We start from the raw sequence: 25408 nt of genomic DNA on the forward strand, positions 1-25408 counted from the left end.
CCATCCCGAACAGGACCGTGAAACGACTCTGCGCCAATGATAGTGCTGCAACCAGTGTGAAAGTAGGTTATCGTCAGGCTTTTATCCAGAAAACCCCTCCCTCGCAAGACGGAGGGGTTTTTGCTTTAGACTTTAGACTTTTTGATTTAACTTTGCCATTCCCCATTCCCCATTCCCCATTCCCCATTCCCCATTCCCCATTCCCCATTCCCCATTCCCCATTCCCCATTCCCCATTCCCCATTCCCAAAAAGGCCTTGCGCCTTCAGTTCCTGGGCATGCTCTACTGCCTGCCTTCGGGCTTCTGTCTCCCTTCGTATTTCCAATGCCCTTTCCCCTTTATTGACCTTTGCTTGCTGCCGCTACTTAACGCCGCCCGCTTTGCCTTGTCTCATCGCTTTACGTTTCTTCAGACGTGAAAAAGGGCGCCGCAGCGCCCTTGTGAAAAATAATGTAATTTCTAACTCATGCTGGCGACATCCGTGGCCGACAGCATGCGTTCGACGTAGCGGGCGATCAGATCGATTTCCAGATTGACGAATGATCCTGCTTTTAAATGCTTCAGCGTCGTAACCTGTATCGTATGAGGGATAAGGTTAATGGAAAAAGAGCAGTCGGTTTCGCTATCCTCGACCCGATTAACTGTCAGCGATACGCCATTGACGACAACTGAGCCCTTGTAGGCCAGGTATTTCGCTAGCGAACGCGGTGCCGAGATGACCAGTTCCCAGGATTCATCGACAGGCTTGAATTCCTTGACCTGTCCTAGCCCATCCACATGTCCTGATACCAGATGACCGCCCAGGCGCTCCGCCAGCGTCAGCGCCTTTTCCAGGTTTACCTCGTTCAAACCATCCAGGCCGCTGGTGAGGCGCAGACTCTCCCGGGAGATATCGATATTGAAGGTATTGCCACTTTTGGCCACTACGGTCATGCAGGCGCCGTTCAAGGCGATCGAATCGCCGATCAGTACATCTTCCATCGGCAGCGCACCGGCATCGATAGTGAGCCGCAGGCCGGCGTCAGGCGATGTGCCCAGTGGGGTGGAAGAGGTAATTTTGCCGACTGCGGCAACGATTCCGGTAAACATAGTGATAATCTTTATTGAGGTGGATTAAATCGGGCAAGAATGCGCAAGTCTTCTCCAATTTGGGTTACTTCGTGAAAAGACAAGTTCGTCGCTCCATCAAGGCTTTCCAGTATATCCAGATCAAATAGTCCGCGCGCATCACCCAGCAATTTGGGCGCGACATACAGTAGCAACTCATCCACACAATGTTCGCGTATCAGCGAGCCATTCAGCTTGGAGCCTGCTTCGATATGCAACTCATTGATCTGCCGCCTTCCCAATTCCTGCATCAATGCAGGCAGATCCACTTTGCCTTTGGCATTGGGCAGGCAGATAACTTCCGTGCCTGCCTGGCGCAGTGCTTGGATTTTTAGGGAATCTTCGACAGCACAGACAACCAGGCTGCCTCCGCCTGCCAGTATTTTAGCGTGAAGCGATATCTGCAGCTTGCTATCGACAATGACACGCAAAGGCTGAGTAGCAACCTCGACACCGCGTACGTTTAACTGTGGATCGTCGTCCAGCACCGTACCTATGCCCGTTAGTATGGCTCCCGCTCGTGCCCGCCATAGATGTCCATCGTGGCGCGCTGCGGCGCCGGTAATCCACTGGCTCTTGCCGTTATGCAGTGCCGTTTTGCCATCGAGGCTGGCAGCTGTCTTCATCCTGGTCCAGGGCCGGCCTTTTTCCATGCGGGTCAGGAAGCCGAGATTGGATTCCCTTGCCTCCTGCTCAAGCACACCGGTGATGACTTCTATGCCGGCGGCTTTCAGTTTGGCTATGCCCTGACCCTGTACCAGCGGGTTAGGGTCCAGGCAGCCGACGACGACGGTTTTTATGCCTGCCTTGATCAACGCATCTGAACAAGGAGGGGTGCGGCCGAAGTGGCTACAGGGTTCCAGCGTGACAAAGGCGGTGCTGCCGGTCAGATCGTGCCCGTGGCTCAGTGCATCATTCATCGCTTCTATCTCAGCATGGTTGCCTCCGGGGGGCTGGGTTACGCCACTACCTATTATTTTTTCGTTCTTGAGGATAAGGCACCCTACTTTAGGATTCGGTGCAACACGGTGAGTTGTGTTTTTGACTAGATCCAAAGTTTTAGACATCAAATGCGTTAAATTCGAAACCTTATCCACCGAATATCCTTCAATCTGAGCTGATATTTATCTGTTTAACTTGTTCATTTGGCCAGGCTATCAATAACTGAGTCGCCGACGGTATGCAGGCAAAGGATACCAAATATCTGCTTAAGCAAGCCGCTCATCTGAGCGTGCTTGAATAATGCCCATTTACAATATTAATATGAGGCAATTAGCGATAAACTTTAATGAGCGGCGATACGTTGTCAATCAGCAAAAGCCAAATAGAGCATTCTACATAACGGTACCAATAATGTAGTATGAGTTTCGTTGTGTTTCAGAAACGAAATTTAAAAGGATGACGTATGCAATCTTCAAAAAAAATACTGGGTTTTACCCTGATCGAATTAATGATCACTGTTGCAATTATCGGAATTCTTGCGGCTATCGCCTTACCTAGTTATCAAAATTATGTGCGTAGAGGAAAAACTCAGGAAGCAACCAGTAATCTGGCTAATGCTCGTGTCAAATTCGAGCAATTTTTTCAAGATAACCGTTCATACGCAAGCTATGTCGATGCATCTTGCGTTCCTACCGATCCTAAATACGCAGCCATCATCACCGACGTTAAATATTTTGCCTATACATGTACGAGCACCGCAAGCTCTTACGCCATTCAGGCTGACGGGGTAAGTGGGAAAGGGATGGCGGGGTACCAATACATCATTAATCAAGACAATGCAAAAAATTCGACGGTTCCACCTGGGGCAGCGGTGGCTTGCTGGATCACCAAACCTGGAGATTCGTGTTGAGAATACAAAATCTGAAAGCAAGCGGCGGCTTTACTTTGATTGAGTTAATGATCGGCCTGGTGATCGTGGCGATTGTCCTTGCAATGGGAATGCCTAGCTACAGTACCTGGATATTAAATGCGAAGCTGAGAACGGCGGCGGAATCCATTCAGACTGGCTTGCAGTTGGCACGCTCCGAAGCTGTCAGTCGCAATGCGGCAGTTTCGCTGACCATGGGATCAGGCTCAAGCTGGGTCGTCGGCTGCGTTGTCGTCACTGCTACTTGCCCTACTTCCATACAGAGCAGGGCGACAGGCGAAGGATCCTCTTCAGCCGTAACGGTGAGTCCGGCCGCCGCCGCTGTGACGTTTGATAACCTTGGGCGGATGTCGTCCCCGGTTCCTGCAGCCGGCACGACCTTTACCCAAATAAATGTTGGACTTGATCCTGCAGTGCTCGCCGCAAGCAAAGTACGCAATTTGAATGTGACAGTTGGCGTCGGTGGAAACGTGAGATTGTGCGATCCGCATGCAAGCAGCACAGATCCTAGAGCATGCTAAGGGAGCGTTGTGATGAAAAATAATTTCCGTTATTTAGCTCGGACACGGCAACGCGGCATTGTGCTGCTGGAGGCGTTGATTGCCATTTTCATTTTTTCAATCGGAATACTTGGAATAGTGGGTCTACAAGCTTCCATGATCAAAGGTACCTCGGATACGAAATATCGGATTGAAGCCACCAATATTGCGGAACAGAGGGTATCGCAAATATGGCTCGATCAAGGCAATCTTGCGAACTACGGCGAGGTGGCGACCGATATTTCCGGTTCGACCGGTTTACCTAACGGTAAGCGCACAACGGTTCGTGGGGATGCAAGCTGTGGCACGGATCCAAGCTTATTACTGAGCTGTTTTGTCGTCACGGTAACGTGGCAGCAGCCGAACACCAATAATACCGATCTCCACAACGTGACAATTGTCAGTCACATAGCCGGAGGATAGGCATGAAAAACAAAAAAAAATATGTAAGCGAATATCAGCAGCTTGGTCTGGGATTGCCTGAAATTATGGTAGGTCTGGCAATAGGTCTGATTGTAACTATTGTAATAGTGCAGGTAATGGGTGTTTTTGAAGGGCAAAAGCGTACTACTGGCGGTAGTGCTGACGCACAAACTAACGGTGGAATAGCGATGGGTCTGATCCAGCGAAGGCTTCAAGCAGCCGGATTCGGTTTGCCGATTTACAGTACACAAAATACTGCCCTTAAGTGTGATCCTTCTCCAACAATAGATCAGGATGGCGATGCAAGTACGCCGCCTATCGGCATATTCCCGGTATCAATTATTGACGGTGGCGCGACCGGCGGTAGTGACACCATCATCGTACGTAGCGGAACCACCTCAATGGGTGGTGCTCCCATTCGTATTTCCAACGTGGTGGGAAGTGTCGTCAGTGTCACAAATAATCTAGGATGCGCCGATGGTGATATTGCCCTAGTCAGTCAGGTACCGAGTTGCACCTTAAGAAAAGTGACATTGGTTAATAAGATTGATACAACACAAATCACTATGGATTCCGCGACCGGACTTGTGACCGGGGCCACCATGGCCTGCATGGGCGCGTGGAATGAAATTACTTATGCAGTCAATTCCGGCAATTTGGTGGAAAACACTAGCCCCGCAGTTGTGGGCATAGTTAATATTCAGGCGCAATACGGCATTTCTGCGACCGCGAGCGACAACCAGGTAAATCATTGGGTTGATGCTACCGGCGCTACGTGGGCGACACCAACTGTCGCCGACCGTAACCGGATTAAAGCTGTGCGAATCGCCGTCGTTGCTCGCAATGATTTGAAAGAGGCCAAGCAGGTGACCTCTGCATGCACCGCACCGGCATCGAATGGGCCTTGCGCGTGGCCTGATACCCCTGCCGATCCAGCTCCCAAAATTGACTTATCGGCCGACCCGAATTGGCAAAACTATCGCTATCGTGTCTTCACAACAATTATCCCATTGCGAAACATCATCTGGTCAAGGACGCTCTTATGATGAATACTCGTTTCGCTGCCTCCCTCCAATATGGCATACGTACACATTCTGGTAACAAGCAGCGCGGCATAGTACTTTTTATTGCGCTGATTGCCTTGGTGACGCTGATGCTGGCTGCTGTAGCACTGATACGTTCCGTCGATACCGGAACGCTAGTAGCAGGCAACCTTGCGTTAAAGCAGGCGGCCACATCCTCAGGCGATGGTGGATTCGAAGCTGCAAATCGTTGGCTGGCCACGACAGATGCCGCAAATCAAGGGAAGGATCCTTGGAAAGCCACGGATAACCATCCGTTTAATACGGATGCACCTGCTTCTGGCTACTACACAAATGCAGATCCTGCACTGGATCTTTCAGCCGACGCGAACTGGGCAACAGCAAAAAGTGGGGATGCAGGAAAAGATGCCAGCGGTAACTCGGTACGTTACATCATCCAGCGTATGTGCCGCACGGCAAATCAAGCGCTTTCAGATGCGAATTGCCTTTTTAGCGATTCTCAATCGGATACCAGTTCGAAAAACGTTAAAAACGAAACATTAGCGAATGGCCGGCAGGGAGGGAAGATTCCCCTCTACAGGATTACATCAAGGGTTACCGGGCCAAGAAACACAGTCAGCTACATCCAGGGATTTACCTATTAGGAGCCCCCATGAATGCCCATATAAATTTACGGCAGGCCTTACGCAACATAGTATGCGTAGGATTGTCCCTCAATATCATCATGCCTTTGCCTGCATTGGCCGCTACGGTGAATTTGGCAACGGCCCCACTGGCAAACGCCACTGCCACCACAGTGAAGCCCAACCTGATGTTCATCCTGGATGAGTCGGGAAGTATGGCCAATAAGTACTTGGGTGATTATGTAGGAGAAGCTTCGCTGTGCAAGAACACAGGCAATGATGGGGTAACGAATCCCGATGGGACAAAGAATCCTGCCTATAACAGATCATGTGTCGATCAGGCACCGTATCAAAGCGCTGACTATAACGGTATTTACTACAATCCTACGATCAGATATTCGCCTGCAATGAATGCGGATGGCACGGAGTGGCCTAACCAAACTTCCTGGACTTCGGTTAACAACAATGCCTTCAAGACCAGTGACGGCAGCACAAATCTTGTTACCGGTTATGCCGATACTGAATGGTGCACAGATAACCAATATGGGGATTGCCTTCGAAACGATAATCACATCTTGCCAGGTACGGTGAACGGTAAAGCTTACACCACTGTGCATTCAACGACTTCAACCGGTAGTGGATTTGTAGCGACCGGCTCCCCGGTAGCGCCGACGACGGTGGCCCGTACTTTTGGCCCACACTACTATACGATTAATGCAGGCGAGTACTGCGATTCTGATAATTTAACTAATTGCCAGCCAACTGCCTCGGGCGCATTTACCATTCCTGCCACGGTTCGCTGGTGCAAGACGGCTGCTGCTGCCGACGCAGATATTCCTGCTGCAGGGCTTTGCCAGAGGGCCAGGGTGACGACCACGGGTTTTACCGTTCCACGCTATCCAACCAGATTTTTTACCCAACCGGTTGCCGGCTCTGCTGCTAAGCCCGCACAGGCCGCGGTACCGGCCTCTGTAACTTTTTCGATAACTTTCAGCAGTTGCTCTAATCCCAAAAAAGCCGGGATTTCGGCAATGAAATTGTCGAGCAACAGCACCAGCATTTTATCTTCCGCAACTCCATTGGAAACATCTACGACTACGCTTGCGAGTGATCTCAATGGAAAAGGTGCTAACGGCTATACGTTGTCCAGTAGCGGCAATTCTGTGACAATCACTGCTCCCGTCTCCGCTGGTAATTTGACAACCACGGTTAACATTACCGCGGTTTCAGGCGGATCTTGTACTCTTGCTCCGACTGCTACAGGTACATTCAGCGGCTACAAGGACGCTACAGCAGCAGTCCCTGCTATTCCAGCAGTTCCTGCCGGATACTACGGTTCTTTCGTTCGCACCGACATCGTCAGTGGGCAAACTTATCCAAAAGCGACGACACGCACTGACTGTGCCGGCGCGACATGCACGTACACGGAGGAAATGACGAATTTTGCTAACTGGTTTACTTATTACCAGGCCCGTATGCAGATGATGAAGACTTCCGTGAGTCGCGCGTTCCAGGCCGTGGACGACAAATACCGCGTCGGCTTCATCGATATCTATGGCACTAATTATCTTCCTGTCGCCGCTTTTGCAGCGGGTACTGGGGGTGTTAAAGATCTGTGGTACAAAAAATTATTTAGCTCCACACCCAGTGGCAATACACCGCTACGGGATGGATTGGATCGTGTAGGCCGGTTGTATGCGGGATATAAGCTGAATTCGACGTCGCGCTTGGCCGCAGTCGATGACCCTATTCAGTACTCCTGCCAACAAAATTTTGCTTTATTGACGACAGACGGTTATTGGAATGGTGATAATGAAAGCATCATCTACGACGTGCCTGGGACTTCACAGATAGGTAATCTGGATAGCGATCCGAATTCGCGCCCTAAGTATGAGGGACCCACACCGACATCATTTACGCTGGCCGACGTCGGTAAGTATTTTTTCGATACGGATTTGCGCAATTCTAAATTTAATAATTGCTCAGGTAATATCAGCGGAGTGGACGTATGTAGCGACTCGGATGCCAACTACTCCACACAAAGGATGACAACGTTTACCTTGGGTTTGGGTGTAAATGGCGTATTAAATTACACGGCCAATTATGCGACCGCCACTTCGGGGGATTTTTATAATCTAACGCATAATATTGGCAATACCAATTGGCCAGTCCCAGCCAATAACACGGAAACTGCTGTTGACGATTTGTGGCATGCGGCAGTCAATGGCGGTGGTACCTATTTTAGTGCGAAAGATCCTTCGCAACTGATCACTGGACTGAACGGTGCATTAAGAGCCATCGCCGCTGCAAAAGGCGCCGGCGCGGCGGCAGCAACCAGTACCTTGAATCCTGTGACAGGTGATAGCGACGTATTTCTCGCCAGTTATACCACGGTGAAATGGACGGGTAACCTGGAGAGGCGCACTCTTGATCCGTCGGACGGTACCGTCAGCAAAAGCGCCACATGGTGCGCTGAAAATATTGGGGTAGATACTACAGCGGGTATCAATGCTTGCAGCGGTACGATGAGTGGACTGGTTGGCCCTTCCAGCGATAGCCGAAAAATATACATTTCGAATGCTAGCGGAGCTTTTACCGATTTCACCTATGCTAATTTGTCTACTGCCCAGCAGGCATATTTTTCTGGGACCTTCCTTAGTTCAAATTTGAGCCAGTGGACCGCGCTCAGCTCCGTTCAACAAGGCAAGGCGCAAGGCAGCAACCTGGTAAATTACCTGCGGGGCCAGACACAGTATGATGGTAACTCATCAAATAACGATATCACCAATAATGTTGACAACCGCTTGTTCCGTCAGCGGGATGTGACATTGGGTGATATCACGGAGTCGCAGCCAGCTTTTGTCGGCAAACCCAATTTCAGCTACACCGACGCGGGATATGCGCAGTTTATTGCAAACAGAACACCAGGAGGGTCGCCGGGCAGGGCAAAGATGGTGTATGTCGGCTCCAATGATGGCATGCTGCATGCGTTTGACGCTACCACGGGGATAGAAAAATGGGCCTATATTCCAAAAATGGTCATTCCCAACTTATGGGTTCTTGCCGACAATAACTATGCGACCAAGCATGCAAATTTTGTAAATGGCGCCCCGGTTATTGCCGATGTCTATAGTGGTAGCGCCTGGCATACCATATTGGTTGCAGGCCTCAACGGCGGCGGCCGCGGATATTATGCGCTGGATATTACCGACCCGGCTCAGCCAAAGCTGTTGTGGGAAATTGACCAAAATACGGATGCCGATGTTGGATATAGTTTTGGCCATCCTGTCATCACTAAAAAGCTTGATGGCACTTGGGTTGTGTTGCTGACTTCCGGTTATAACAACACGTCGCCAGGCACAGGTGAGGGTGTAGTGTTGGTCAGAGATGCGTATACTGGCGCTCCAGTAAATACGGCAACCGGCTCTCCCCGTATCACTGATAAATCTGGTACTTCTGCGTCACCCAGCGGGCTGGCTAAGCTGGCCGTCTGGGCAGACAGTGCGGAGATTAACAATACCGCAGGTCCTGCATATGGCGGTGATTTAAACGGCGACTTATGGCGCTTCGATGTTAATGCAGGTACTGTGCTTAAGTTGGCGACATTGAAAGATGCAAGTAACAATTTTCAACCCATCACTACAGAACCTATGCTTGGTAATGTCAATGGCACTAGGGTAGTTTTTGTGGGCACGGGCAAATATCTGGAAATCAGCGATCTGCTTAGCACCGGTGGTCAAAGTATTTATGCAATCAAAGACGATAATGCGACAGCTACTTTGCCCACACTTCGGACGGCCCTGATCAAGCAAACCATTTCAGGTACTGGTAGTACTCGCGCTGAGACTACGCCTGTCGCGGTCGATTTCAAGAAGGACCTGGGCTGGTTTGTAGATCTGCCTGATTCCGGCGAACGGGTGAATGTTGACCCTATGCTGGATGCGGGAACTTTATTCGTTCCTTCAACGGTTCCCTCTGGGAATTCAAGCTCAGTTTGTTCCCCTGCAGGATATGGCTATCTTAATTATTTTGATTATCTTACAGGCCATAGTCTAGGGACCAACGGTGTTGTTTCTCAAAAATTTGATCACCCTATTGTCGGTATGAATATCGTGTATTTACCGGATGGCTCGCGTAGCGTATCTGTTGTAACGTCTGATGATCCGACACCGAAACAACCGCAGGATCCGATTCCCGACGGTGCAAGCGGTTCCGCCTACCACTCCACCAGGGTCATATGGCGCGAGCTGATTCCAGGGCAGTAGACATCAGTTCGTTGATCGAGACATTAAAAAAGCTCTTGCGTCTGCAGGAGCTTTTTTCTTGGTGTATTCTGATTTGGAAACAAGCTGGAAAAACTACGTGGCCCGAGCAGATTCCAATACAGCCCTCCCTATTTGGAGCGGAATGGAATGCTCGCCGAAACATATGGATGAAATTTCGCAGATGCGCTGTTTTTGGCTATGCCGCGTAGGAGCATGTCCAAGTCAGGAGACGGAAATAGCCTTAACGGGCTTTCTTTGATGACGCAGGCGCGCCGCTGTCTATAGATAATACAATTCGCATTTCAGTGTTGACAGGCATTTCATCTAACCTGCCCGGTTTGAATTTCATCTTTTTGCAAGCGGCGATGATACGCTCTTTTTCCTCTTCGGAAAAATTGCTGTCTTCCACGATGACTTCGTCAATTTCACCATTTTCATTGATACGTAATCGTAATATCGCCGCACGGGCGCCTGCTGTGCCTAAAGACAGTGCCAAATCGGGTGGTAAATCCTGTGCAACCTTCGGTTTTTCGGTCAAAAGGTCTGTTGTGAAATAATAAGGCTCCGGCGGCAGCGTCACCTCAAAAAGCGGCGCCATCTTTTTTGCCGTTTCTTCTGGATTGCCTATCAGCTCGCCGGCTGGATTATTCTGCTCATCTTCCATATTTTTTGATGGCGTTTCTTCCGCGGCAACCTGAGTAGACTCTGTGCTATCCGGCAATTGCGGAAGTAAATGGATGGTCAGGTTTTTTTGGGTTGCCGTACCTTCTTTAAATCGATCACCACGCTCTCCATGTGAAATTCCTATGGACAGATAAAGAAGGACGTGTGCCGTAGTAGAGAGCAGCATACTCAGCGCGCGAAAGGATACGCTATTGAGTTGTTCGCTTTCCTGGATGATGAGTGTGAGCGATCTGGATAGTGAAAACTTCATACTCGGTGGCGTGCCAGCTCCATTCAGAAAGTCTTCCAGAAATATAAAAATCGGCTTTTAGCAATATATGCCGGTTAGCGGGCGATTACTCAAGACCTTAGAGTGGTATTGGCCATTATTTGATGAAAAAGCTCGTGAGTTGCGCAAGCTGGGGCGGCGCCTAGTTTTTCTTCACTTCCTGAATCGCCTCGGCAAACTCCGATAAATCCTCAAAGCTCTTGTACACCGAAGCAAAACGGATATAGGCAATCTTGTCCAGACGCTTCAACTCCCGCATTACCAGCTCACCAATATAACCGGAGTTGACCTCCCGTTCGCCGCTGGAAAGCAGTTTTTCTTCTATCCGCTGGATGGCCGTATCGACGGCTTCTGCCGAGACCGGGCGTTTACGTAGAGCGAGCATCAGGCTGCCTCGCAGTTTGCCAGTTTCAAATTCCGTCCTGCTGCCGTTTTTCTTGACGATCACCGGCATTGCCAGTTCTATGCGTTCATAGGTCGTAAAGCGCTTGTCGCATTGCGTACAGCGGCGGCGGCGGCGTATTGTATTGCCGTCTTCAGGCGCGCGCGTGTCGATGACCTGGGTGTCGTCGTGGTGGCAGTAGGGGCATTTCATATAATTATTGTGGATGACCGCAGGTGAAGGTTTTTACTGCAAATGACCGGGCCGGCGACACGAACTCTTTACCCTTCGCGTAGCGCCGACCAGGTTTGTTTCTAGGCGTCTCTTATGAAGCGTAGACCGGGAAAGCGTCTGTCAGTTTTTTGACTTCAGCCTTCACGCGTTCTATGGTCGCTGCATCATGCGGATTGTCCAGCACGTCAGCCAGCAAATGGCCCACCTTGGCAGCTTCCGCTTCCTTGAAACCGCGGGTCGTCATCGCGGGGCTGCCCAGCCGGATGCCGGACGTGACGAATGGTTTTTCCGGATCGTTGGGGATCGCATTCTTATTGCAGGTGATATGTGCGGAACCCAGAATATTTTCTGCTTCCTTGCCGGTGATTTTCTTCGCGCGCAAATCCACCAGCATGACGTGGGATTCAGTACGGCCGGAGATGATGCGCAAACCGCGTTCTATCAATGCTTTTGCCAAGGCGTCCGCATTTTTGACGACCTGTTCCTGGTAGGCCTTGAATTCAGGCGTCAGCGCTTCCTTGAAGGCTACTGCTTTGCCGGCGATCACGTGCATCAGCGGGCCGCCTTGCAGGCCAGGGAAGATCGCGGAGTTGATGATTTTTTCGTGTTCAGCCTTCATCAGGATGATGCCGCCACGCGGGCCACGCAACGATTTGTGCGTAGTTGAAGTAACGAAATCGGCGAACGGTACAGGGTTCGGGTAAACGCCTGCGGCGATCAGGCCGGCGTAATGCGCCATGTCCACCATGAAATAAGCGCCGACATCCTTGGCGACTTTGGCAAAGCGCTCGAAATCGATGCGCAGTGAGTAAGCGGATGCGCCGGCGATGATCAGCTTTGGTTTGGTTTCATGCGCCAGGCGCTCCATCGCGTCGTAGTCGATCTCTTCCTTGTCGTTCAGTCCGTAGGACACGACGTTGAACCATTTGCCGGACATATTCAATGGCATGCCGTGGGTCAAGTGGCCGCCTTCGGCCAGCGACATCCCCATGATGGTGTCGCCCGGCTTCAGCACGGCGAAGAACACTCCCTGGTTTGCCTGCGAACCGGAGTTGGGTTGCACGTTGGCGGCTTCCGCGCCAAACAGCTGCTTGATGCGGTCTATCGCCAGCTGTTCTGCGACGTCAACGAACTCGCAGCCGCCGTAGTAGCGCTTGCCAGGATAACCTTCCGCATATTTGTTGGTCAGTTGCGAACCCTGAGCTTCCATGACTGCCGGTGACGTATAGTTTTCCGATGCGATCAGCTCGATGTGTTCCTGCTGGCGATGATTCTCTTTCTGGATCACGGCAAACAATTCCGGATCGATATTGGCGAGGGTATGGTTTTTTGCGAACATGGCTATCTTCCTGTCGTAAAGGTGAGTGTGGTGGATCAGGCGCCCATCCTGTTCATTTGCCGTACAACGCTGCAGTACATTCGTTGGACAAATAGGGGATAGGCAGCCTTAATCGCTTTTACCATCCAGGCTACCCAGGCGTACGGCTAAGGTCTCTATGCAACAGACCTGAAGAATCTCACGCTTCCCGATGGATACCCATCTTCCGCCGCTATAGCACGCATATTCTTTACAGAACACACCTGATTGGACGTTTTCGCCAGTTACGTGAGACGAAATGGTGCCCAAATTTTACGTTACGCACCCGATTTCAGCAAGTTTAAGCAACGCGCATCAATAACAGGAATTTATATTTCCCTTTTGGAAATTTTTAAAAGGTCGGATAGGGCTGGCTAAAGAGACAAGGCAAGGCACCTGGCAAGCCAGCTTGCTGCGGTAAAGTCCGGAATCTGTAAGCCGCAAGACTAATTTGTCAACAAGCTCTAAAATATGGGCCTGGCACTACGCATTCCCTCATTCCCTAAGTTTCGTTAACGCAGGTCTGTCACATACACAAGGAAAACCATGATCATTCTAATAACCGGTGCAAGCTCAGGATTTGGCGAAGAAATGGTGCGCAAGTTCGCGCGCCACGGCCACAAGGTCATTGCGGCGGCGCGCCGCATCGACAGGCTGAGCACGCTGGCTGCTGAACTGGGCAGCGCAGTCCTGCCGGTGCAGATGGACGTTACCGACAAAGCGTCGGTGCAGTCCGCGTTGCAGGGCTTGCCGGCTCAATGGAAGCAGATAGACGTGCTCGTCAATAATGCCGGCTTGGCGCTGGGAACTGAGCCCGCACACCAGGCCTCGCTGGAGGACTGGGAAACGATGATCGATACCAACATCAAGGGTTTGGTTACCGTCACGCGTGCGGTCTTGCCGGACATGGTCCAGCGCAACACCGGCCTGGTGATCAACCTGGGTTCTGTTGCCGGTTCCACTCCATATCCGGGCGGCAATGTGTATGGCGGCACCAAGGCGTTTGTTGACCAGTTTACCCTGAACCTGCGGGCCGATCTGGTCGGCACCGGTGTGCGTGCCACGAATATTGCACCAGGCCTGTGCGGCGGCACCGAGTTTTCCAATGTCCGTTACAAGGGCAATGATGCCGCTGCCGCCAAGGTGTATGAAGGTACGCAGCCGCTTACCGCAGCGGATATTGCAGAAACAGCCTACTGGATAGCGACGTTGCCACCGCACATCAATGTCAACATCATAGAAATGATGCCGACTTGCCAGGGGTATGGGCCGTTGAATATCAAGCGTAGTTGAAAAAACGCCGTGTTGGCGAGTGCAGTTCCTGATACTCTTTGATACCAACAACGGTTTTCCGGCGGCACAATGGAATCAGGCGGCAAGCTCCGGCTTTGCCTTGCCTGGTTTCCCGATTTTTTGAAACAGGAATATGCAGGACAATTTTAGCTGGAACATCCGGGTCTATTATGAAGACACCGACGCGGGCGGCATCGTCTTCTATGCCAACTATCTTAAATTTTTCGAGCGCGCCAGGACAGAATGGCTACGCGCCGCCGGCATCAGCCAGCAGCAGATGACGCAGGCGCACCAAGTCATGTTTGTCGTCAAGGGCACTGCAGTCGAGTATCATGCACCGGCAAAGCTGGATGATGAACTGAAAATCACGGTGGTGGTCGAAAAGCTGGGTCGTGCTTCTGTACAATTCGTGCAGGAAGCTTGGTGTGGAACCTGTTGCCTGGCCACCGGCAGGATCAAGGTCGGCTGTGTCGGCACTGCCAGCCTGCGCCCCAGCGCAATACCGGCCGACGTACTGGGCAAAATTCAGTAAAGCTGCTGTTTCGGTACGGCAGCACACCGCCAATCCCCCGAACTATTGCATAGTATTTACCATTGCAAACTGTTTATAATCATAACGTCAACTTTAAACACTATGACCGTTACCCAAGATCTTTCCTTTCTTACGCTGATCACCGATGCATCCATCCCGGTACAACTGGTGATGCTGCTGCTGCTGGGTGTGTCCGTGACTAGCTGGACTTATATCTTCAGCAAGATGTTCGCAATTAAAAGGGCGCGCGCGCAGACCGAAGATTTCGAACGCAGCTTCTGGTCCGGCGGCAGCCTGGTCGAACTGTATCAGGCGGCTTCCGCCAACCGCCGCAGCAATACCAACAAAACCGGTGCGCTGGAGCGTATTTTCGAAGCCGGGATGAGCGAATACCACAAGGTGAAAACTGCCAACAAGGGCACGATGGACGGCAGCGCCATGCTGGACGGCGCCCGACGCGCGATGCGTGCGTCTTATCAGCGCGAGATGGATGCGCTGGAGTCACACCTGTCCTTCCTGGCGTCGGTAGGCTCAGTTTCCCCGTATGTCGGCTTGCTCGGCACGGTCTGGGGCATCATGAATGCCTTCCGCGGCCTGGCCAACGTGCAGCAGGCAACGCTGGCGGCAGTGGCTCCCGGCATTGCAGAGGCGCTGATCGCAACGGCCATCGGCCTGTTTGCGGCAATTCCCGCTGTGCTCGCCTACAACCGCTATTCGCACGATATCGACAGGCTCGCAATCCGTTTTGAAACCTTTATCGAAGAGTTCTCCAACATCCTGCAAAGGCAATCTCGCTAATGGCTTCAACGCTACGTGGCGAACGTAAACGCAAATTCAAGGCCGAGATCAACGTCGTGCCGTATATCGACGTGATGCTGGTGCTGCTGGTGATCTTCATGGTGGCTTCCCCCATGACCAATCCCAGTGTAATCAACTTGCCAACGGCAGGGCAATCGACGCAGCCGCCGTCGGACTATATTGAAATTGCATTGCAGCCGAACGCGCCTTCGACAATCAGCATCAACAGCAAGGGCAGCGCCAACGGGAAAAACACGCAGGAAAGCAAGGAAAGCGCGACCAATATGACGCAGCTGCTAAAAAAGCTGCAGGAATATCATGAAGCGAAGCCGGATCTTCCTGTCATGGTTTCCGCCGACAAGGAGATGAAATATGACGACATCATCAAGACCATTTCTGAAGCAAAGAAAATGGGCATTAATCGCGTAGGCCTGGCGACGAAGTGATGCGGAGTGTTTCTGTTTTCCTGACTTCCTTTCTGCTTTGTTTCGGTGGCCATGCGGCCGGACAAGAGACGGGTGGCGGCAGGACAGAGAACACACCGGGCAGTGCGCTGCCGGCAGCAACGGCACAAACCTCCGGCCAAGCGGCCATGGCTGGCGACATCCAGCCGCCCAATGTTCCTTTGCCCGCTCCTGTTACCAGGCCAGATAACGAACCCAGGAACGATTCCGACAACGACGCGGCCGAAACCGATGCGCTTCCGGAAAAATCACGCGACGGCGGAGGCCATCTCAGCCGCATAGAGATCGGCCAGGCCAACGGCGACTGGCTGGGGCTGCTCAGGGAACATATCCCTGAATTCGCATCCAATGAGCCCCAAAACGTCAACCCTGCCATGCTGCGCAAATTGCGGCGCGATATCAGCAACATATTATCGACCGAAGGCTATTTTTCACCCACCATCAATTTCGATACCCAGCCGGCTACCCGCTCCGGCAGCAACGACCGGGTGCTCGTCAATATTGAGCCGGGCCCGCGCACTACAGTACAGGCAGTAGCCTTGACTTTTCATGGCGAGCTGGCCGAAGCCGCCGCCGCGGGCAAGGAAGAAGCAATCAAGCGGCGCGACGCAATCATTGCTGCGTGGCGCTTGCCGCAGCAATCTTTTTTTCGCGATGATGAATGGGCCGGTGCAAAAAGCACGGCGGTTGAAAGCCTGCGCGCGGATACTTATGCATCGGCCAGCATCAGCGACAGCAGTGCAGTGGTCGATGCAGAAAACCACAGCGCCGCATTGCAGCTGGATTTGAACAGCGGGCCGCCTTTCAAGCTGGGCGATATCGTGCTGAGCGGGTTGCAGCGTTATCCACCCGTGCTGGTAGATAGATATAACCCGCCGCGTAAAGGCGAAAATTACTCCCGTACCCGGCTGCTGGAGTTCCAGCGCGCTTTGCAGAATTCTCCCTACTTCACGACCGTATCGGTCAGTGTCGATCCCGATCCTGCCAAGGCAGACGGCGTTCCGGTAGAAGTCAATGTCGTGGAACGCCGCTCCCGCGACCTCGGCTTCGGTGTCGGTTACAGCACCAATACCGGTTTCCGCGGTGAGGTGTCCTATCGGGACCGCGACTTGCTGGACAAGGCCTGGGATATGCGCAGCGCCGTGCGGCTGGAGCAGAAGCGGCAACTGGCCTATGCCGATATCTACCTGCCACCGCGCGATGCGGGCTACCTCGATTCCTTCGGCGTGCTGGCGGACCGTGCCGATGTGTCTGGCCTGCTGGTAACCCGCACCGCCTTCGGCATCAAGCGCACCAGCACGCGCGGGCACCTGGAGCAAAGGCTGGGCGTCAATATTTCGCGCGAAAGGGCAGAGCCTGATGGCGACGTCGCCACGTTCACCAAGGCCCTGGTAGGCACCGTGGGCTGGACCTGGCGCGATGTGGATGACAGTTTTGCGCCGCGCAAAGGACGAATTTATCAGCTGGACTTTGCCGTTTCCGAAAAGGCGCTGATTTCAGACCAGCGCTTTATCCGCGTCTACGGCAAGCACCAGCGCTGGATACCGGTAGGCAAGCAGGATGGATTTGTGTTGCGCGCCGAAGTAGGGCAGGTGTTTTCTCCCACCATCGTCGGCGTGCCCGAAGACTATCTTTTCCGCATCGGCGGCAGCAGTACCGTACGTGGTTACGGTTACCAGAGCATCGGTATCAACCAGGGTACGGCAGTCACGGGTGGGCGGGTAATGACGGCGGCCAGTGCAGAATATGTGCACTGGCTGAAGCAGTCCAACTGGGGCAGCGCGGTCTTTATCGATACCGGTGGCGCGGCCGATACGTGGAAAGACGTGGAACTGAAGCAGGGTTATGGTATTGGCGCCCGTTACAAAACGCCTGCAGGTCCTATCGCACTCGACCTCGCCTATGGCAAGCAGGTGAAGAAGGTGCGCCTGGACTTCTCTATTGCGATAGCGTTCTAGGGGAATCGATGAACCAGGACCTTCCGCCAGATCAACAGCAACCCGTACCGGCCCAGCAAGGCCGGCGGCGCGGGCGGGCGGCGCGCATCAGCATACGGCTGGCGCAGTTCAGCCTTGCGCTGCTGGTGCTGCTGGCGCTGGTGCTGGCCTGGGGAATCTGGACGCAAAGCGGCACCCAGTCCTTTCTGAGCGTCGTCCAGATGATAGGCAGCGGACAGTGGCGGTTTGCAGGGGTAACCGGCCGCTTCAGTGATGAACTGTCGATCGCTGAACTCGACTACAAAACTCCCGGCATGCGTATCAGCGCCAGCGGCGTCAGGCTCAACTGGAGCCCGTATATGCTGGCCAAAGGCAAATTGCAGATCAACACGCTGGACATCGCTGCTCTCAAGGTCGCCAGCCTGCCCAGCGGCAAGCCGGCAAGCTTGCCTGAGCATCTGATCCTGCCTATCGATGTCAGCATCGGCAGCGCTGCCGCCGGGCGTCTCACAATGGCAGACATGGACAAGGATGGACGGGAAACCGCTATTGCCGAACTGTCTGCACTGACGGCGCATCTGGATTCCGGCCGCTTGCAGCACCAGTTCAAGGCTGGCTTGTCCAGCCCCTGGGGCGGCCTGCAGATGCAGGGCGACATCGCAACGACCAGTCCTTTCAAACTGAAAGCGCAATTTACCTATCAGGGGAGGCCTGACAAGGACGTGCCGGAGCTGGGTCTGCAAGGCAATCTGCAGGGCTCTTTGCAGCAACTGAATATCAAGGCCAATGCACAGGCAACAATAGAGGCTCCCGTGGTGGGGACTGAAGCGGGAAAAGTGACGCGGCCGCCGACTCTACTGCAGGGTACGCTGAGTGCAGACATAGCGCCTTTTTCGCCATTACCCTTGCGCGCGTTGCAAGCCAGCATCGCCGGGCTGAACCCGGCGGATTTCGCGGCGCCGGCGCCGGCAGCCAACCTGCATGTAGAGGCTGACCTGCGCTCCGGCAGCCAGGTATCCGCAGCGCTTGCTGCCATCACCGGCAAGCAGCAGATAGGTGCGCTGGAAGGTACAGTGAAAATTGACAACACCCAGGCCGGACAGATTGATAGACAGCGGCTTCCCGTCACCAGCCTGCAATCCGCGCTGCGCTGGTCTGGCAATGAACTGGTACTGAAAGATACGCGCATACAGCTGCCTGGCAATGGCATTATCAAGGGCGATGCGCAGTTGCACTTCGGCGCATCCGGCTTGCCGACGATAGACAGCCGTTTTGACGTTTCCGGCATTGACCTGGCCAGGCTGGACAGCCGCTTGCGCCCGACGCAGATCAAAGGCAGCATCGCCGCACAGACCAGGGCGCAGCTGGTGACAGCGCAGGCCAGGCTGAGCGAACCGCGCGCCAGCCTGCAGGCGGAAGCCAGCTATCAGCTGGACAAGAACAGCTTGCAATACGAGTTGCTGACCCTGTCCATGCTGGATCTTAAGGCCGCCGATTCTCAGTTGAAAGGCGAAGGCCAGATTTCGCTCGCAGCCGGGCAGGCATTCAAGGTAAAAGGCGAACTGCAGAACTTTGACCCCTCGCGCTGGCTGGCCGTGCCGGCGGGCCGTATCAGCAGCAACTTTACCGCTGATGGGCAATTGCAGCCGAAACTCAGCATCAACCTGCGCATGCCGCAATTGCAAGGGCAATATGCAGAGCAGGCGCTGAATGGGGTCGCCGACCTGAGCTGGCTGCAGGCGCAGCAGCTACAAGTGCGCCAACTGGATCTGCACTGGGGACAGAATAGCCTGGCTGCAAAGGGCAACTGGGGCCAGGGCAAGGATGACCTGCAATTATCCCTCGATGCGCCGGACCTGGCCGCGTTTGCGCAGCCGCTGCATATACCCTTGTCCGGCAGTGTCAAAGCCGACGGCCACCTGACTGGCAAAATCAGTGAGCTGGCCGGCCGTTTGGATGTCAGCGCCGCTAACTTGGCCTATGGCAAGCAGTTTTCGTTAAAAACACTGGCTGCCAAGCTGGATCTTGCCAGCGGCCTCCATGGCGTCATCAATGTGGACATGACGGCGCAAGGCTTGCGTGGAGCATCCGCAGCCGCGAAGCAAAATAGTGCGGCGCCAGCCGGGGCCGGCGTTACTGTCGCCGGCGCACAGGCATCTGTTTTGCCCGGTACGCAAGCTGCCCCAGCTGTTTCGACGGCCAAAGCAGAGGCTCCTGGAGATATGCGCCTGCTGGCCGAGCAAATCCGGCTGACCGTCAGCGGCAAGCGCGATGCACACCGCATTGACCTGAATACGCAAATCAACCCGGTTCGCAACCTGACGCTGGCAGCCTCCGGGGGTATGCGTGTGGCTTCGTCGCAAAAAGTGGATGCTGGTCCTGTGTGGCAAGGGCAGTTGCTCAGCATGACGCTGAGCGGCAAGCCGGGCGCCAGCCTCATTGCCCCGGCGCCGCTGACGATTTCCAGCCAACTGGTGAGTATCGCCAATGCACAACTGCGCGGCGACCTCGGCAAGCTGTCCCTGGAACAGTTTGAATGGACGCCGGAGAGCATCAAGACCAGCGGCAGCATGGCCGATGCCGCCGTGGTGGAAATCGCCAACCTGTTCAAGCCGCAATATCTGGTCGGCGGCAACTTGCTGCTGAACGCGCAATGGCAATTACAGTTGAAGGACAGCGTGCGCGGCGAACTGAGCGTGCAACGTCAGAGCGGCGATCTGCGCATCAGGGATAGCGACGGCACCAGCAGGCCCATTGCGATAGGCCTCAAGGAGCTGCAATTAAAGCTGGGGCTGGGCGGCCTGGTTGCCGGCAGCGATGGCGAACGTATTGCGCTGCAAGTAAATGCCAGCGGCGAACGCCTGGGCAACTGGCAGGTCAAAGCCAATTCCGTCATCAGCAAAAGGGCAGGGGCCTGGACCATCGCGCCGGAAGCGCCGCTGGACGGCCTCGTGAAGGCTGACGTGCCGGACATACAGTGGCTGGGGCCATGGCTGAACCCCGGCCTCGCGCTCAAGGGCAAACTTAGTGTCGATGCAGTGCTGGCAGGCTTGGTCGGCAAACCACGCTATCAGGCAAAGATAATCGGCAGCGAACTGGAAGTGGCATTTGCCGCCGAAGGCCTGCTGCTGCCGAACGGCAGCCTGGATGCGCAGGTGGATGGCAGCCGCGTCAAGCTGAACAAGCTGCAGTTTTCCAATACCGTGACCAGCATGCCGCGTCATGAGCAGTTCCGTGGCATCAACTGGATCAACCAGAAAGGCGAGTTCAATGCTACCGGCGAAGTCGATATCGCCAGCGAAACCGGCAGCATACAGGCGCAATGGGACAAGTTCCCGCTGCTGCAGCGCACCGACCGCTGGATTGTCGTCAGCGGCCAGGTCGGCGTTACCGAAAAAGACAAGGTATGGACCCTGAACGGTAAGCTGCTTGCAGATGGCGCGTTCTTCAGGGTGCCCAAGCTGCCGCCTCCCAGCCTGTCCAGCGACGTCGTCGTCATCCGAAAAGAGGACAAGAACAAGATTGCACAGGATAGTGAGGATGCCAAAAAAGGCTTGAAGACGAGGGTGGATGTCACTCTGGATATGGGCTCTCGTTTTGTATTTGTCGGACGCGGGCTGGACACGACGCTGGCCGGTAGCATCAGGCTCAGGGCAATCGATGCCGGGCCGGTGCAGGCGACCGGCTCTATCCGCACCGAAGGCGGCGTATATGAGGGCTATGGCCAGCAGTTGGCGATAGAACGCGGCATCCTGAACTTTCAGGGGCCGCCGAACAATCCCGGTCTGAACGTGCGCGCGCTGCGCCAGGGCTTGCAGGTGGAAGCCGGCGTCGAAGTGATAGGCACGGTCGCGGCGCCGCAGGTCAGGCTGGTATCGGAGCCGGATGTGCCCGATGCAGAAAAGTTGTCCTGGCTGGTGCTGGGGCGCGGGTCCGACCAGATTGCGGGCAATGACGCATCCCTGCTGATGTCAGCTGCAGGTGCAATCTTCGGCGGCGACGGCAGCAGGAACGTGCCGCGTGAAATCGTGCAGGGCCTGGGTTTTGACGAATTTTCGGTCGGTTCTGCGGACAATACCGTGGGCACCAAAGTACCGACGCAGACCATTGCCGGCGCAACTGCCGTGGGTTCTACCGCGACTACCACGGACCAGGTCGTCAGCGTAGGCAAGCATCTTGCTCCTGGCCTGGTACTGGCGGTAGAGCGTGGCCTGACAGATGCCAGCGGCGCCGTAAAGCTGACCTGGCAGTTGACGCGGCGTGTCAGCATCATAGGCAGGACGGGGACGGAATCGTCGGTGGATGCGTACTACACCTTTTCATTCGATTGAGCCTGCGATGGAGTACAGGCGAAGATGGCGCATTGCCGCGCCCATCTTGTTAAATATGTTACAGGTTGTAACAACAGCACTGTGAGTGTGAAGGCCTCACAGTTTATAATTTCAGTTTGAGAAGGCTAGGCTATTGCCGGAATAGCCTTTCGAACGTTTATAGAAGGTAATAGTCCTGTCCGGAACCAAACGGCAACAGGTATATCATACGATTCATGACAGCATTTTCTCCTACCGCCCTGCCAAAAGAACCGGGACGCATGCCAGCGATAGCACTGGCGCTCCTGATGCATGCCTTGCTGTTTACTTTTTTGTGGTTCGGCGTGCAATGGCAAAACCAGGAATCCACCGCGGTTGAGGCCGAGGTGTGGGATATGCAGACGCGCGAGGTGGCGCCCAAGCCTGTGCCGCAGGAGGAAGTCATTCCCGAACCGGTAAAGGTGCAGCCGCCTCCGCCTGCTGTTATACCGGATGAACCGAAAGCAGATCCTGAGATTGCGCTAGAGCAGGAGCGTAAGCGCAAACTTGCAGAGAAGAAAAAAGAAGAGGAAAAACTGAAACTGGAACGTGAGCAGGCCCGCGTACAGGCAGAGCGCGATGACGAATTGCGTAAACAAAAAGAGAAAGAAAAAGAAAAGCTGAAGCTTGCGGAAGATAAAAAGAAAGCAGACAAGCTGGCGGCAGAGGACGCAGACAAGAAAAAGCAGGATGAGCTGAAGAAAAAGCAAGCGAGCGACCAGGTTGCCCGCGACAAAGTATTCGCAGAAAACATGCGCAGGCTGAATGGCCAGGCAGCAACGACCGGCAGCGGCGGCAACGGCGATGCGCCGCGCTCTACCGGCAATAACCGCGGCGATCCAAGCTATGCAGCCAAGGTAATCGCTAAAATCCGCTCCAACAGCAGCTACAATTCAAGCGATAACTCGGGCAATAATCCTACAGTGGAATACCGTATTGACCTATTGCCAGACGGCACACTACGTGGTGCAATACGCAAGCTCAAATCATCTGGACTGCCCGGCTTCGACGAAGCCGTGGAAAGGGCGATTGATAAATCGCAGCCTTTCCCCAAGAATAATTCCGGCGTAGTTCCGGACAGCATGATCGTGGTCTACAAGCTCAAAGAGTAGTAAGCGTAGTGCAATCAAACCGAAAGAAGAAAAGAAAGAACCGATGCCGATGAAAATATTCCCCGCCTCTGCAAAACAACTATTCCGTGCCCTGGCATGTGCAGGCGTGTCCGCACTCATCATGGGCAGCGCCCAAGCCCAGTTGAGGATAGAAATTTCCGGCGTCGGCTCGATCCAGATTCCTGTCGCCATTGCGGGGTTTTCCGACGAGGGGTTGGCGCCGCAGCAGATTACTTCCATCATCAAGGATGACCTTACCCGTAGTGGATACTTCAAGGTGATCGATGCCGGCGCAGTCATCAACGAAACGACTGCGGTGAATTTCGATGCATGGAAAGCACGCGGCGCGGATGCGCTGGTGGTCGGCAGCGTGCAGAAGCTGGCGGACGGACGTTTCGACGTACGTTATAAACTGCTTGATACCATCAAATCATCCACGCTGTCCGGCCAGTCTCTGCCGACGGCGCCTGCGGCAACCCGGCTGGCGGCGCACAAGATCGCCGATGATATCTATGAAAAACTGCTGGGCGTGCGAGGCGCATTTGCGACCCGCATCGCCTACGTGACCAAGTCAGGCTCCCAGTACAAGCTGGAAATCGCCGACGCCGATGGCGAAGGCACGCAGGATGCATTGCGGTCCAACGAACCCATCATTTCTCCCGCCTGGTCGCCGGACGGCACCAAGGTCGCCTACGTATCGTTTGAAGCGAAAAAGCCGGTGGTCTATGTGCAGAACCTGATCACGCGCGCACGCACCGTGGTTGCTAATTACAAGGGCAGCAATTCGGCGCCGGCGTGGTCGCCGGATGGCAATAAGCTGGCCGTATCGCTGTCCAGGGACGGCCTCACGCAGATTTATACCGTCAATGCCGACGGCAGCGGCTTGCAGCGCCTGACCAATACCAGTGGCATCGACACGGAGCCGCAGTTTTCTGCCGACGGCCAGTACATCTACTTCCTCAGCGACCGCAGTGGCGGACCGCAGATCTACCGCATGAATAGCAGCGGCGGCGACGTCAAGCGCATGACCTTCAACGGCGGCTACAATATTTCTCCGCGCATTTCCCCTGACGGTAAAACACTGGCCTATATTTCTCGTCCTGACGGCAGGTCATTCCAGCTGTATGCGATGGACCTTGCCAGCGGCCAGAACCAGCGCCTGTCGGATACTACCAAGGATGAATCGCCGAGCTTTTCCCCCAACGGCAAATACATCATGTATGCAACAGAGTCGGGCCGCCGGGGCACCCTGGCCGTGGTATCGGTCGACGGCAGGGTAAAGCAGAAGCTGACGATACAGGCCGGTGATGTGAGGGAGCCCACCTGGGGGCCCTTCATGAAATAGCGCAGTCAGCTAGCGAGTCAGCAAGCGAAGTCAATAAGATCTACCGATTCAACCAGTAAGCCCCATTTATATTTACCGATTTACCGTGATCAATAAGGAGAACCACATGCGCTCATCATCCCTCTCAACTACGCTGGTACTGCTGATCTCCAGCGCGCTTTTGCTGGCAGCCTGCAGCTCTCCCGTTAAACTGGAAGACAAGCCTGCCGTCGAAGACAAGTCCGCGACAACGGCACCGCCGCCTGCCGATACGACGCGCCAGGTCAGCACGGTAGATACCGGCTCCATGGACCCATTGAATGACCCTAAAGGCATCCTGGCCAAACGCAGCGTGTATTTCGACTATGACAGCTATGTCGTTAAAGACGAATTCAAGCCTGTCGTCGAAGCGCATGCCAAATACCTGGTCGCGAACAAAGGCCGCAAGATTCTGATCCAGGGCAATACCGATGAACGCGGTGGCCGCGAGTACAACCTGGCGCTGGGCCAGAAGCGCGCGGAAGCAGTGCGCAAGGCGCTGGCTTTGCTGGGTGTGCCTGAATCCCAGGTAGAGGCAGTTTCTCTGGGCAAGGAAAAGCCTAAGGCAACTGGCAGCGACGAAGCATCATGGGCAGAAAATCGCCGTTCCGACATCGTCTATCAATAATTGTTGAGTCTTGCCCCATCCCGCAAGCAAGCATCGAGCTGGCGCCAAGATGGGCGGCTGATTGAATTTTTTTGACATAACGGTCATTTCTGCGTACGCTGAAATGACCGTTGGTTTTTACGCCGTCGCCGGCCTGC

20 protein-coding genes and 1 riboswitch are annotated in these 25408 nt (G+C 54.1%); of the genes, 15 read left to right on the top strand and 5 right to left on the bottom strand.

Features of this window, described 5'->3' with window-relative positions; all coding sequences use genetic code 11:
* Positions 1-459: 459 nt before the first annotated feature.
* Together ACO0LO_RS13345 and ribD are read right to left on the bottom strand one after the other, a co-directional pair.
* Positions 460-1089 carry a riboflavin synthase gene (locus ACO0LO_RS13345; protein ID WP_422964719.1) on the bottom strand — a complete coding sequence of 210 codons (630 nt, stop codon included), beginning with the start codon at positions 1087-1089 and terminating at the stop codon, positions 460-462.
* 11 nt (positions 1090-1100) lie between these two features.
* Complete coding sequence (gene ribD / locus ACO0LO_RS13350; RefSeq protein WP_422964720.1) at positions 1101-2174, bottom strand: bifunctional diaminohydroxyphosphoribosylaminopyrimidine deaminase/5-amino-6-(5-phosphoribosylamino)uracil reductase RibD; 1074 nt, start codon at positions 2172-2174, stop codon at positions 1101-1103.
* Positions 2175-2512: 338 nt separating this feature from the next.
* Here ribD and ACO0LO_RS13355 point away from each other — a divergent pair, with 338 nt between their 5' ends.
* From ACO0LO_RS13355 to ACO0LO_RS13380, 6 genes are read left to right on the top strand one after another with little or no spacing between them, the layout of a single operon-like run.
* Positions 2513-2959: a type IV pilin protein gene (locus tag ACO0LO_RS13355; RefSeq protein WP_422964721.1), complete on the top strand. Its 447-nt coding sequence runs from the start codon at positions 2513-2515 to the stop codon at positions 2957-2959.
* Positions 2953-3498: a GspH/FimT family pseudopilin gene (locus ACO0LO_RS13360; protein ID WP_422964722.1), complete on the top strand. Its 546-nt coding sequence runs from the start codon at positions 2953-2955 to the stop codon at positions 3496-3498. The genes ACO0LO_RS13355 and ACO0LO_RS13360 overlap by 7 nt, the downstream gene beginning before the upstream one ends.
* A gap of 12 nt (positions 3499-3510) precedes the next feature.
* Complete coding sequence (locus ACO0LO_RS13365) at positions 3511-3939, top strand: type IV pilus modification PilV family protein (protein WP_422964723.1); 429 nt, start codon at positions 3511-3513, stop codon at positions 3937-3939.
* Between the two features lie 2 nt (positions 3940-3941).
* Positions 3942-4985, top strand: coding sequence for a PilW family protein (locus ACO0LO_RS13370; RefSeq protein ID WP_422964724.1), 1044 nt, complete (start codon positions 3942-3944; stop codon positions 4983-4985).
* Entirely contained in the window at positions 4982-5626 is a 645-nt protein-coding gene (locus tag ACO0LO_RS13375; protein WP_422964725.1) for a pilus assembly PilX family protein, read from the top strand. The genes ACO0LO_RS13370 and ACO0LO_RS13375 overlap by 4 nt, the downstream gene beginning before the upstream one ends.
* Positions 5627-5634: 8 nt before the next feature.
* Positions 5635-9870, top strand: coding sequence for a pilus assembly protein (locus tag ACO0LO_RS13380; RefSeq protein ID WP_422964726.1), 4236 nt, complete (start codon positions 5635-5637; stop codon positions 9868-9870).
* A gap of 241 nt (positions 9871-10111) precedes the next feature.
* Here the strand turns inward: ACO0LO_RS13380 and ACO0LO_RS13385 are convergent, their stop codons facing one another.
* From ACO0LO_RS13385 to glyA, 3 genes are all read right to left on the bottom strand, one after another.
* Positions 10112-10804: an energy transducer TonB gene (locus ACO0LO_RS13385; RefSeq protein WP_422964727.1), complete on the bottom strand. Its 693-nt coding sequence runs from the start codon at positions 10802-10804 to the stop codon at positions 10112-10114.
* Between the two features lie 160 nt (positions 10805-10964).
* A complete protein-coding gene (gene nrdR / locus ACO0LO_RS13390; RefSeq protein WP_422964728.1) occupies positions 10965-11417 on the bottom strand; it encodes a transcriptional regulator NrdR in 453 nt (150 codons plus the stop codon).
* Positions 11418-11529: 112 nt separating this feature from the next.
* Positions 11530-12777, bottom strand: coding sequence for a serine hydroxymethyltransferase (glyA, locus tag ACO0LO_RS13395; protein WP_422964729.1), 1248 nt, complete (start codon positions 12775-12777; stop codon positions 11530-11532).
* Positions 12778-12902: 125 nt separating this feature from the next.
* A riboswitch (ZMP/ZTP riboswitch) is annotated at positions 12903-13054 on the bottom strand.
* Positions 13055-13341: 287 nt separating this feature from the next.
* On the opposite strand from glyA, the gene ACO0LO_RS13400 reads away from it, so the two are divergent.
* The 9 genes from ACO0LO_RS13400 to pal all read left to right on the top strand — a co-directional run bounded on the left by ACO0LO_RS13400 (position 13342) and on the right by pal (position 25271).
* Positions 13342-14088, top strand: coding sequence for an SDR family NAD(P)-dependent oxidoreductase (locus ACO0LO_RS13400; RefSeq protein ID WP_422964730.1), 747 nt, complete (start codon positions 13342-13344; stop codon positions 14086-14088).
* Between the two features lie 133 nt (positions 14089-14221).
* On the top strand, positions 14222-14620 hold the full coding sequence (ybgC, locus tag ACO0LO_RS13405; protein ID WP_422964731.1) for a tol-pal system-associated acyl-CoA thioesterase: 399 nt from the start codon (positions 14222-14224) through the stop codon (positions 14618-14620).
* A 102-nt stretch (positions 14621-14722) separates the two neighbouring features.
* The gene (tolQ, locus tag ACO0LO_RS13410; protein ID WP_394779268.1) at positions 14723-15418 is read left to right on the top strand and encodes a protein TolQ; all 696 of its coding nucleotides are present in this window, start codon (positions 14723-14725) and stop codon (positions 15416-15418) included.
* Positions 15418-15864 (top strand): ExbD/TolR family protein, encoded by a 447-nt coding sequence (locus ACO0LO_RS13415; protein ID WP_422964732.1) that lies wholly within the window; start codon positions 15418-15420, stop codon positions 15862-15864. Before tolQ ends, ACO0LO_RS13415 begins: the two co-directional genes overlap by 1 nt.
* Positions 15864-17840: an autotransporter assembly complex protein TamA gene (locus tag ACO0LO_RS13420; RefSeq protein ID WP_422964733.1), complete on the top strand. Its 1977-nt coding sequence runs from the start codon at positions 15864-15866 to the stop codon at positions 17838-17840. Before ACO0LO_RS13415 ends, ACO0LO_RS13420 begins: the two co-directional genes overlap by 1 nt.
* A gap of 8 nt (positions 17841-17848) precedes the next feature.
* Complete coding sequence (locus ACO0LO_RS13425; protein ID WP_422964734.1) at positions 17849-22150, top strand: translocation/assembly module TamB domain-containing protein; 4302 nt, start codon at positions 17849-17851, stop codon at positions 22148-22150.
* 260 nt (positions 22151-22410) lie between these two features.
* Positions 22411-23280, top strand: coding sequence for a cell envelope integrity protein TolA (gene tolA, locus ACO0LO_RS13430; RefSeq protein ID WP_422964735.1), 870 nt, complete (start codon positions 22411-22413; stop codon positions 23278-23280).
* A 121-nt stretch (positions 23281-23401) separates the two neighbouring features.
* On the top strand, positions 23402-24625 hold the full coding sequence (gene tolB / locus ACO0LO_RS13435) for a Tol-Pal system beta propeller repeat protein TolB (protein WP_422965157.1): 1224 nt from the start codon (positions 23402-23404) through the stop codon (positions 24623-24625).
* Positions 24626-24731: 106 nt separating this feature from the next.
* Positions 24732-25271, top strand: coding sequence for a peptidoglycan-associated lipoprotein Pal (gene pal / locus ACO0LO_RS13440; RefSeq protein WP_422964736.1), 540 nt, complete (start codon positions 24732-24734; stop codon positions 25269-25271).
* Positions 25272-25408 lie beyond the last annotated feature (137 nt).

This window comes from Undibacterium sp. TJN25 (assembly GCF_049339885.1).
Classification (GTDB): Bacteria; Pseudomonadota; Gammaproteobacteria; order Burkholderiales; family Burkholderiaceae_D; genus Undibacterium.

What these genes read in the sequence shown, in the direction of transcription:
- ACO0LO_RS13345 (WP_422964719.1), bottom strand. Translation starts at nt 1,089, where the DNA reads ATGTTTACCGGAATCGTTGCCGCAGTCGGCAAAATTACCTCTTCCACC.
- ACO0LO_RS13365 (WP_422964723.1), top strand. Translation starts at nt 3,511, where the DNA reads ATGAAAAATAATTTCCGTTATTTAGCTCGGACACGGCAACGCGGCATT.
- ACO0LO_RS13385 (WP_422964727.1), bottom strand. Translation starts at nt 10,804, where the DNA reads ATGAAGTTTTCACTATCCAGATCGCTCACACTCATCATCCAGGAAAGC.
- ACO0LO_RS13400 (WP_422964730.1), top strand. Translation starts at nt 13,342, where the DNA reads ATGATCATTCTAATAACCGGTGCAAGCTCAGGATTTGGCGAAGAAATG.
- tolQ (WP_394779268.1), top strand. Translation starts at nt 14,723, where the DNA reads ATGACCGTTACCCAAGATCTTTCCTTTCTTACGCTGATCACCGATGCA.
- nrdR (WP_422964728.1), bottom strand. Translation starts at nt 11,417, where the DNA reads ATGAAATGCCCCTACTGCCACCACGACGACACCCAGGTCATCGACACG.
- tolB (WP_422965157.1), top strand. Translation starts at nt 23,402, where the DNA reads ATGGGCAGCGCCCAAGCCCAGTTGAGGATAGAAATTTCCGGCGTCGGC.
- ACO0LO_RS13355 (WP_422964721.1), top strand. Translation starts at nt 2,513, where the DNA reads ATGCAATCTTCAAAAAAAATACTGGGTTTTACCCTGATCGAATTAATG.
- ACO0LO_RS13425 (WP_422964734.1), top strand. Translation starts at nt 17,849, where the DNA reads ATGAACCAGGACCTTCCGCCAGATCAACAGCAACCCGTACCGGCCCAG.
- ACO0LO_RS13415 (WP_422964732.1), top strand. Translation starts at nt 15,418, where the DNA reads ATGGCTTCAACGCTACGTGGCGAACGTAAACGCAAATTCAAGGCCGAG.
- ACO0LO_RS13420 (WP_422964733.1), top strand. Translation starts at nt 15,864, where the DNA reads ATGCGGAGTGTTTCTGTTTTCCTGACTTCCTTTCTGCTTTGTTTCGGT.
- ybgC (WP_422964731.1), top strand. Translation starts at nt 14,222, where the DNA reads ATGCAGGACAATTTTAGCTGGAACATCCGGGTCTATTATGAAGACACC.
- pal (WP_422964736.1), top strand. Translation starts at nt 24,732, where the DNA reads ATGCGCTCATCATCCCTCTCAACTACGCTGGTACTGCTGATCTCCAGC.
- ribD (WP_422964720.1), bottom strand. Translation starts at nt 2,174, where the DNA reads ATGTCTAAAACTTTGGATCTAGTCAAAAACACAACTCACCGTGTTGCA.
- ACO0LO_RS13375 (WP_422964725.1), top strand. Translation starts at nt 4,982, where the DNA reads ATGATGAATACTCGTTTCGCTGCCTCCCTCCAATATGGCATACGTACA.
- ACO0LO_RS13370 (WP_422964724.1), top strand. Translation starts at nt 3,942, where the DNA reads ATGAAAAACAAAAAAAAATATGTAAGCGAATATCAGCAGCTTGGTCTG.
- glyA (WP_422964729.1), bottom strand. Translation starts at nt 12,777, where the DNA reads ATGTTCGCAAAAAACCATACCCTCGCCAATATCGATCCGGAATTGTTT.
- tolA (WP_422964735.1), top strand. Translation starts at nt 22,411, where the DNA reads ATGCCAGCGATAGCACTGGCGCTCCTGATGCATGCCTTGCTGTTTACT.
- ACO0LO_RS13380 (WP_422964726.1), top strand. Translation starts at nt 5,635, where the DNA reads ATGAATGCCCATATAAATTTACGGCAGGCCTTACGCAACATAGTATGC.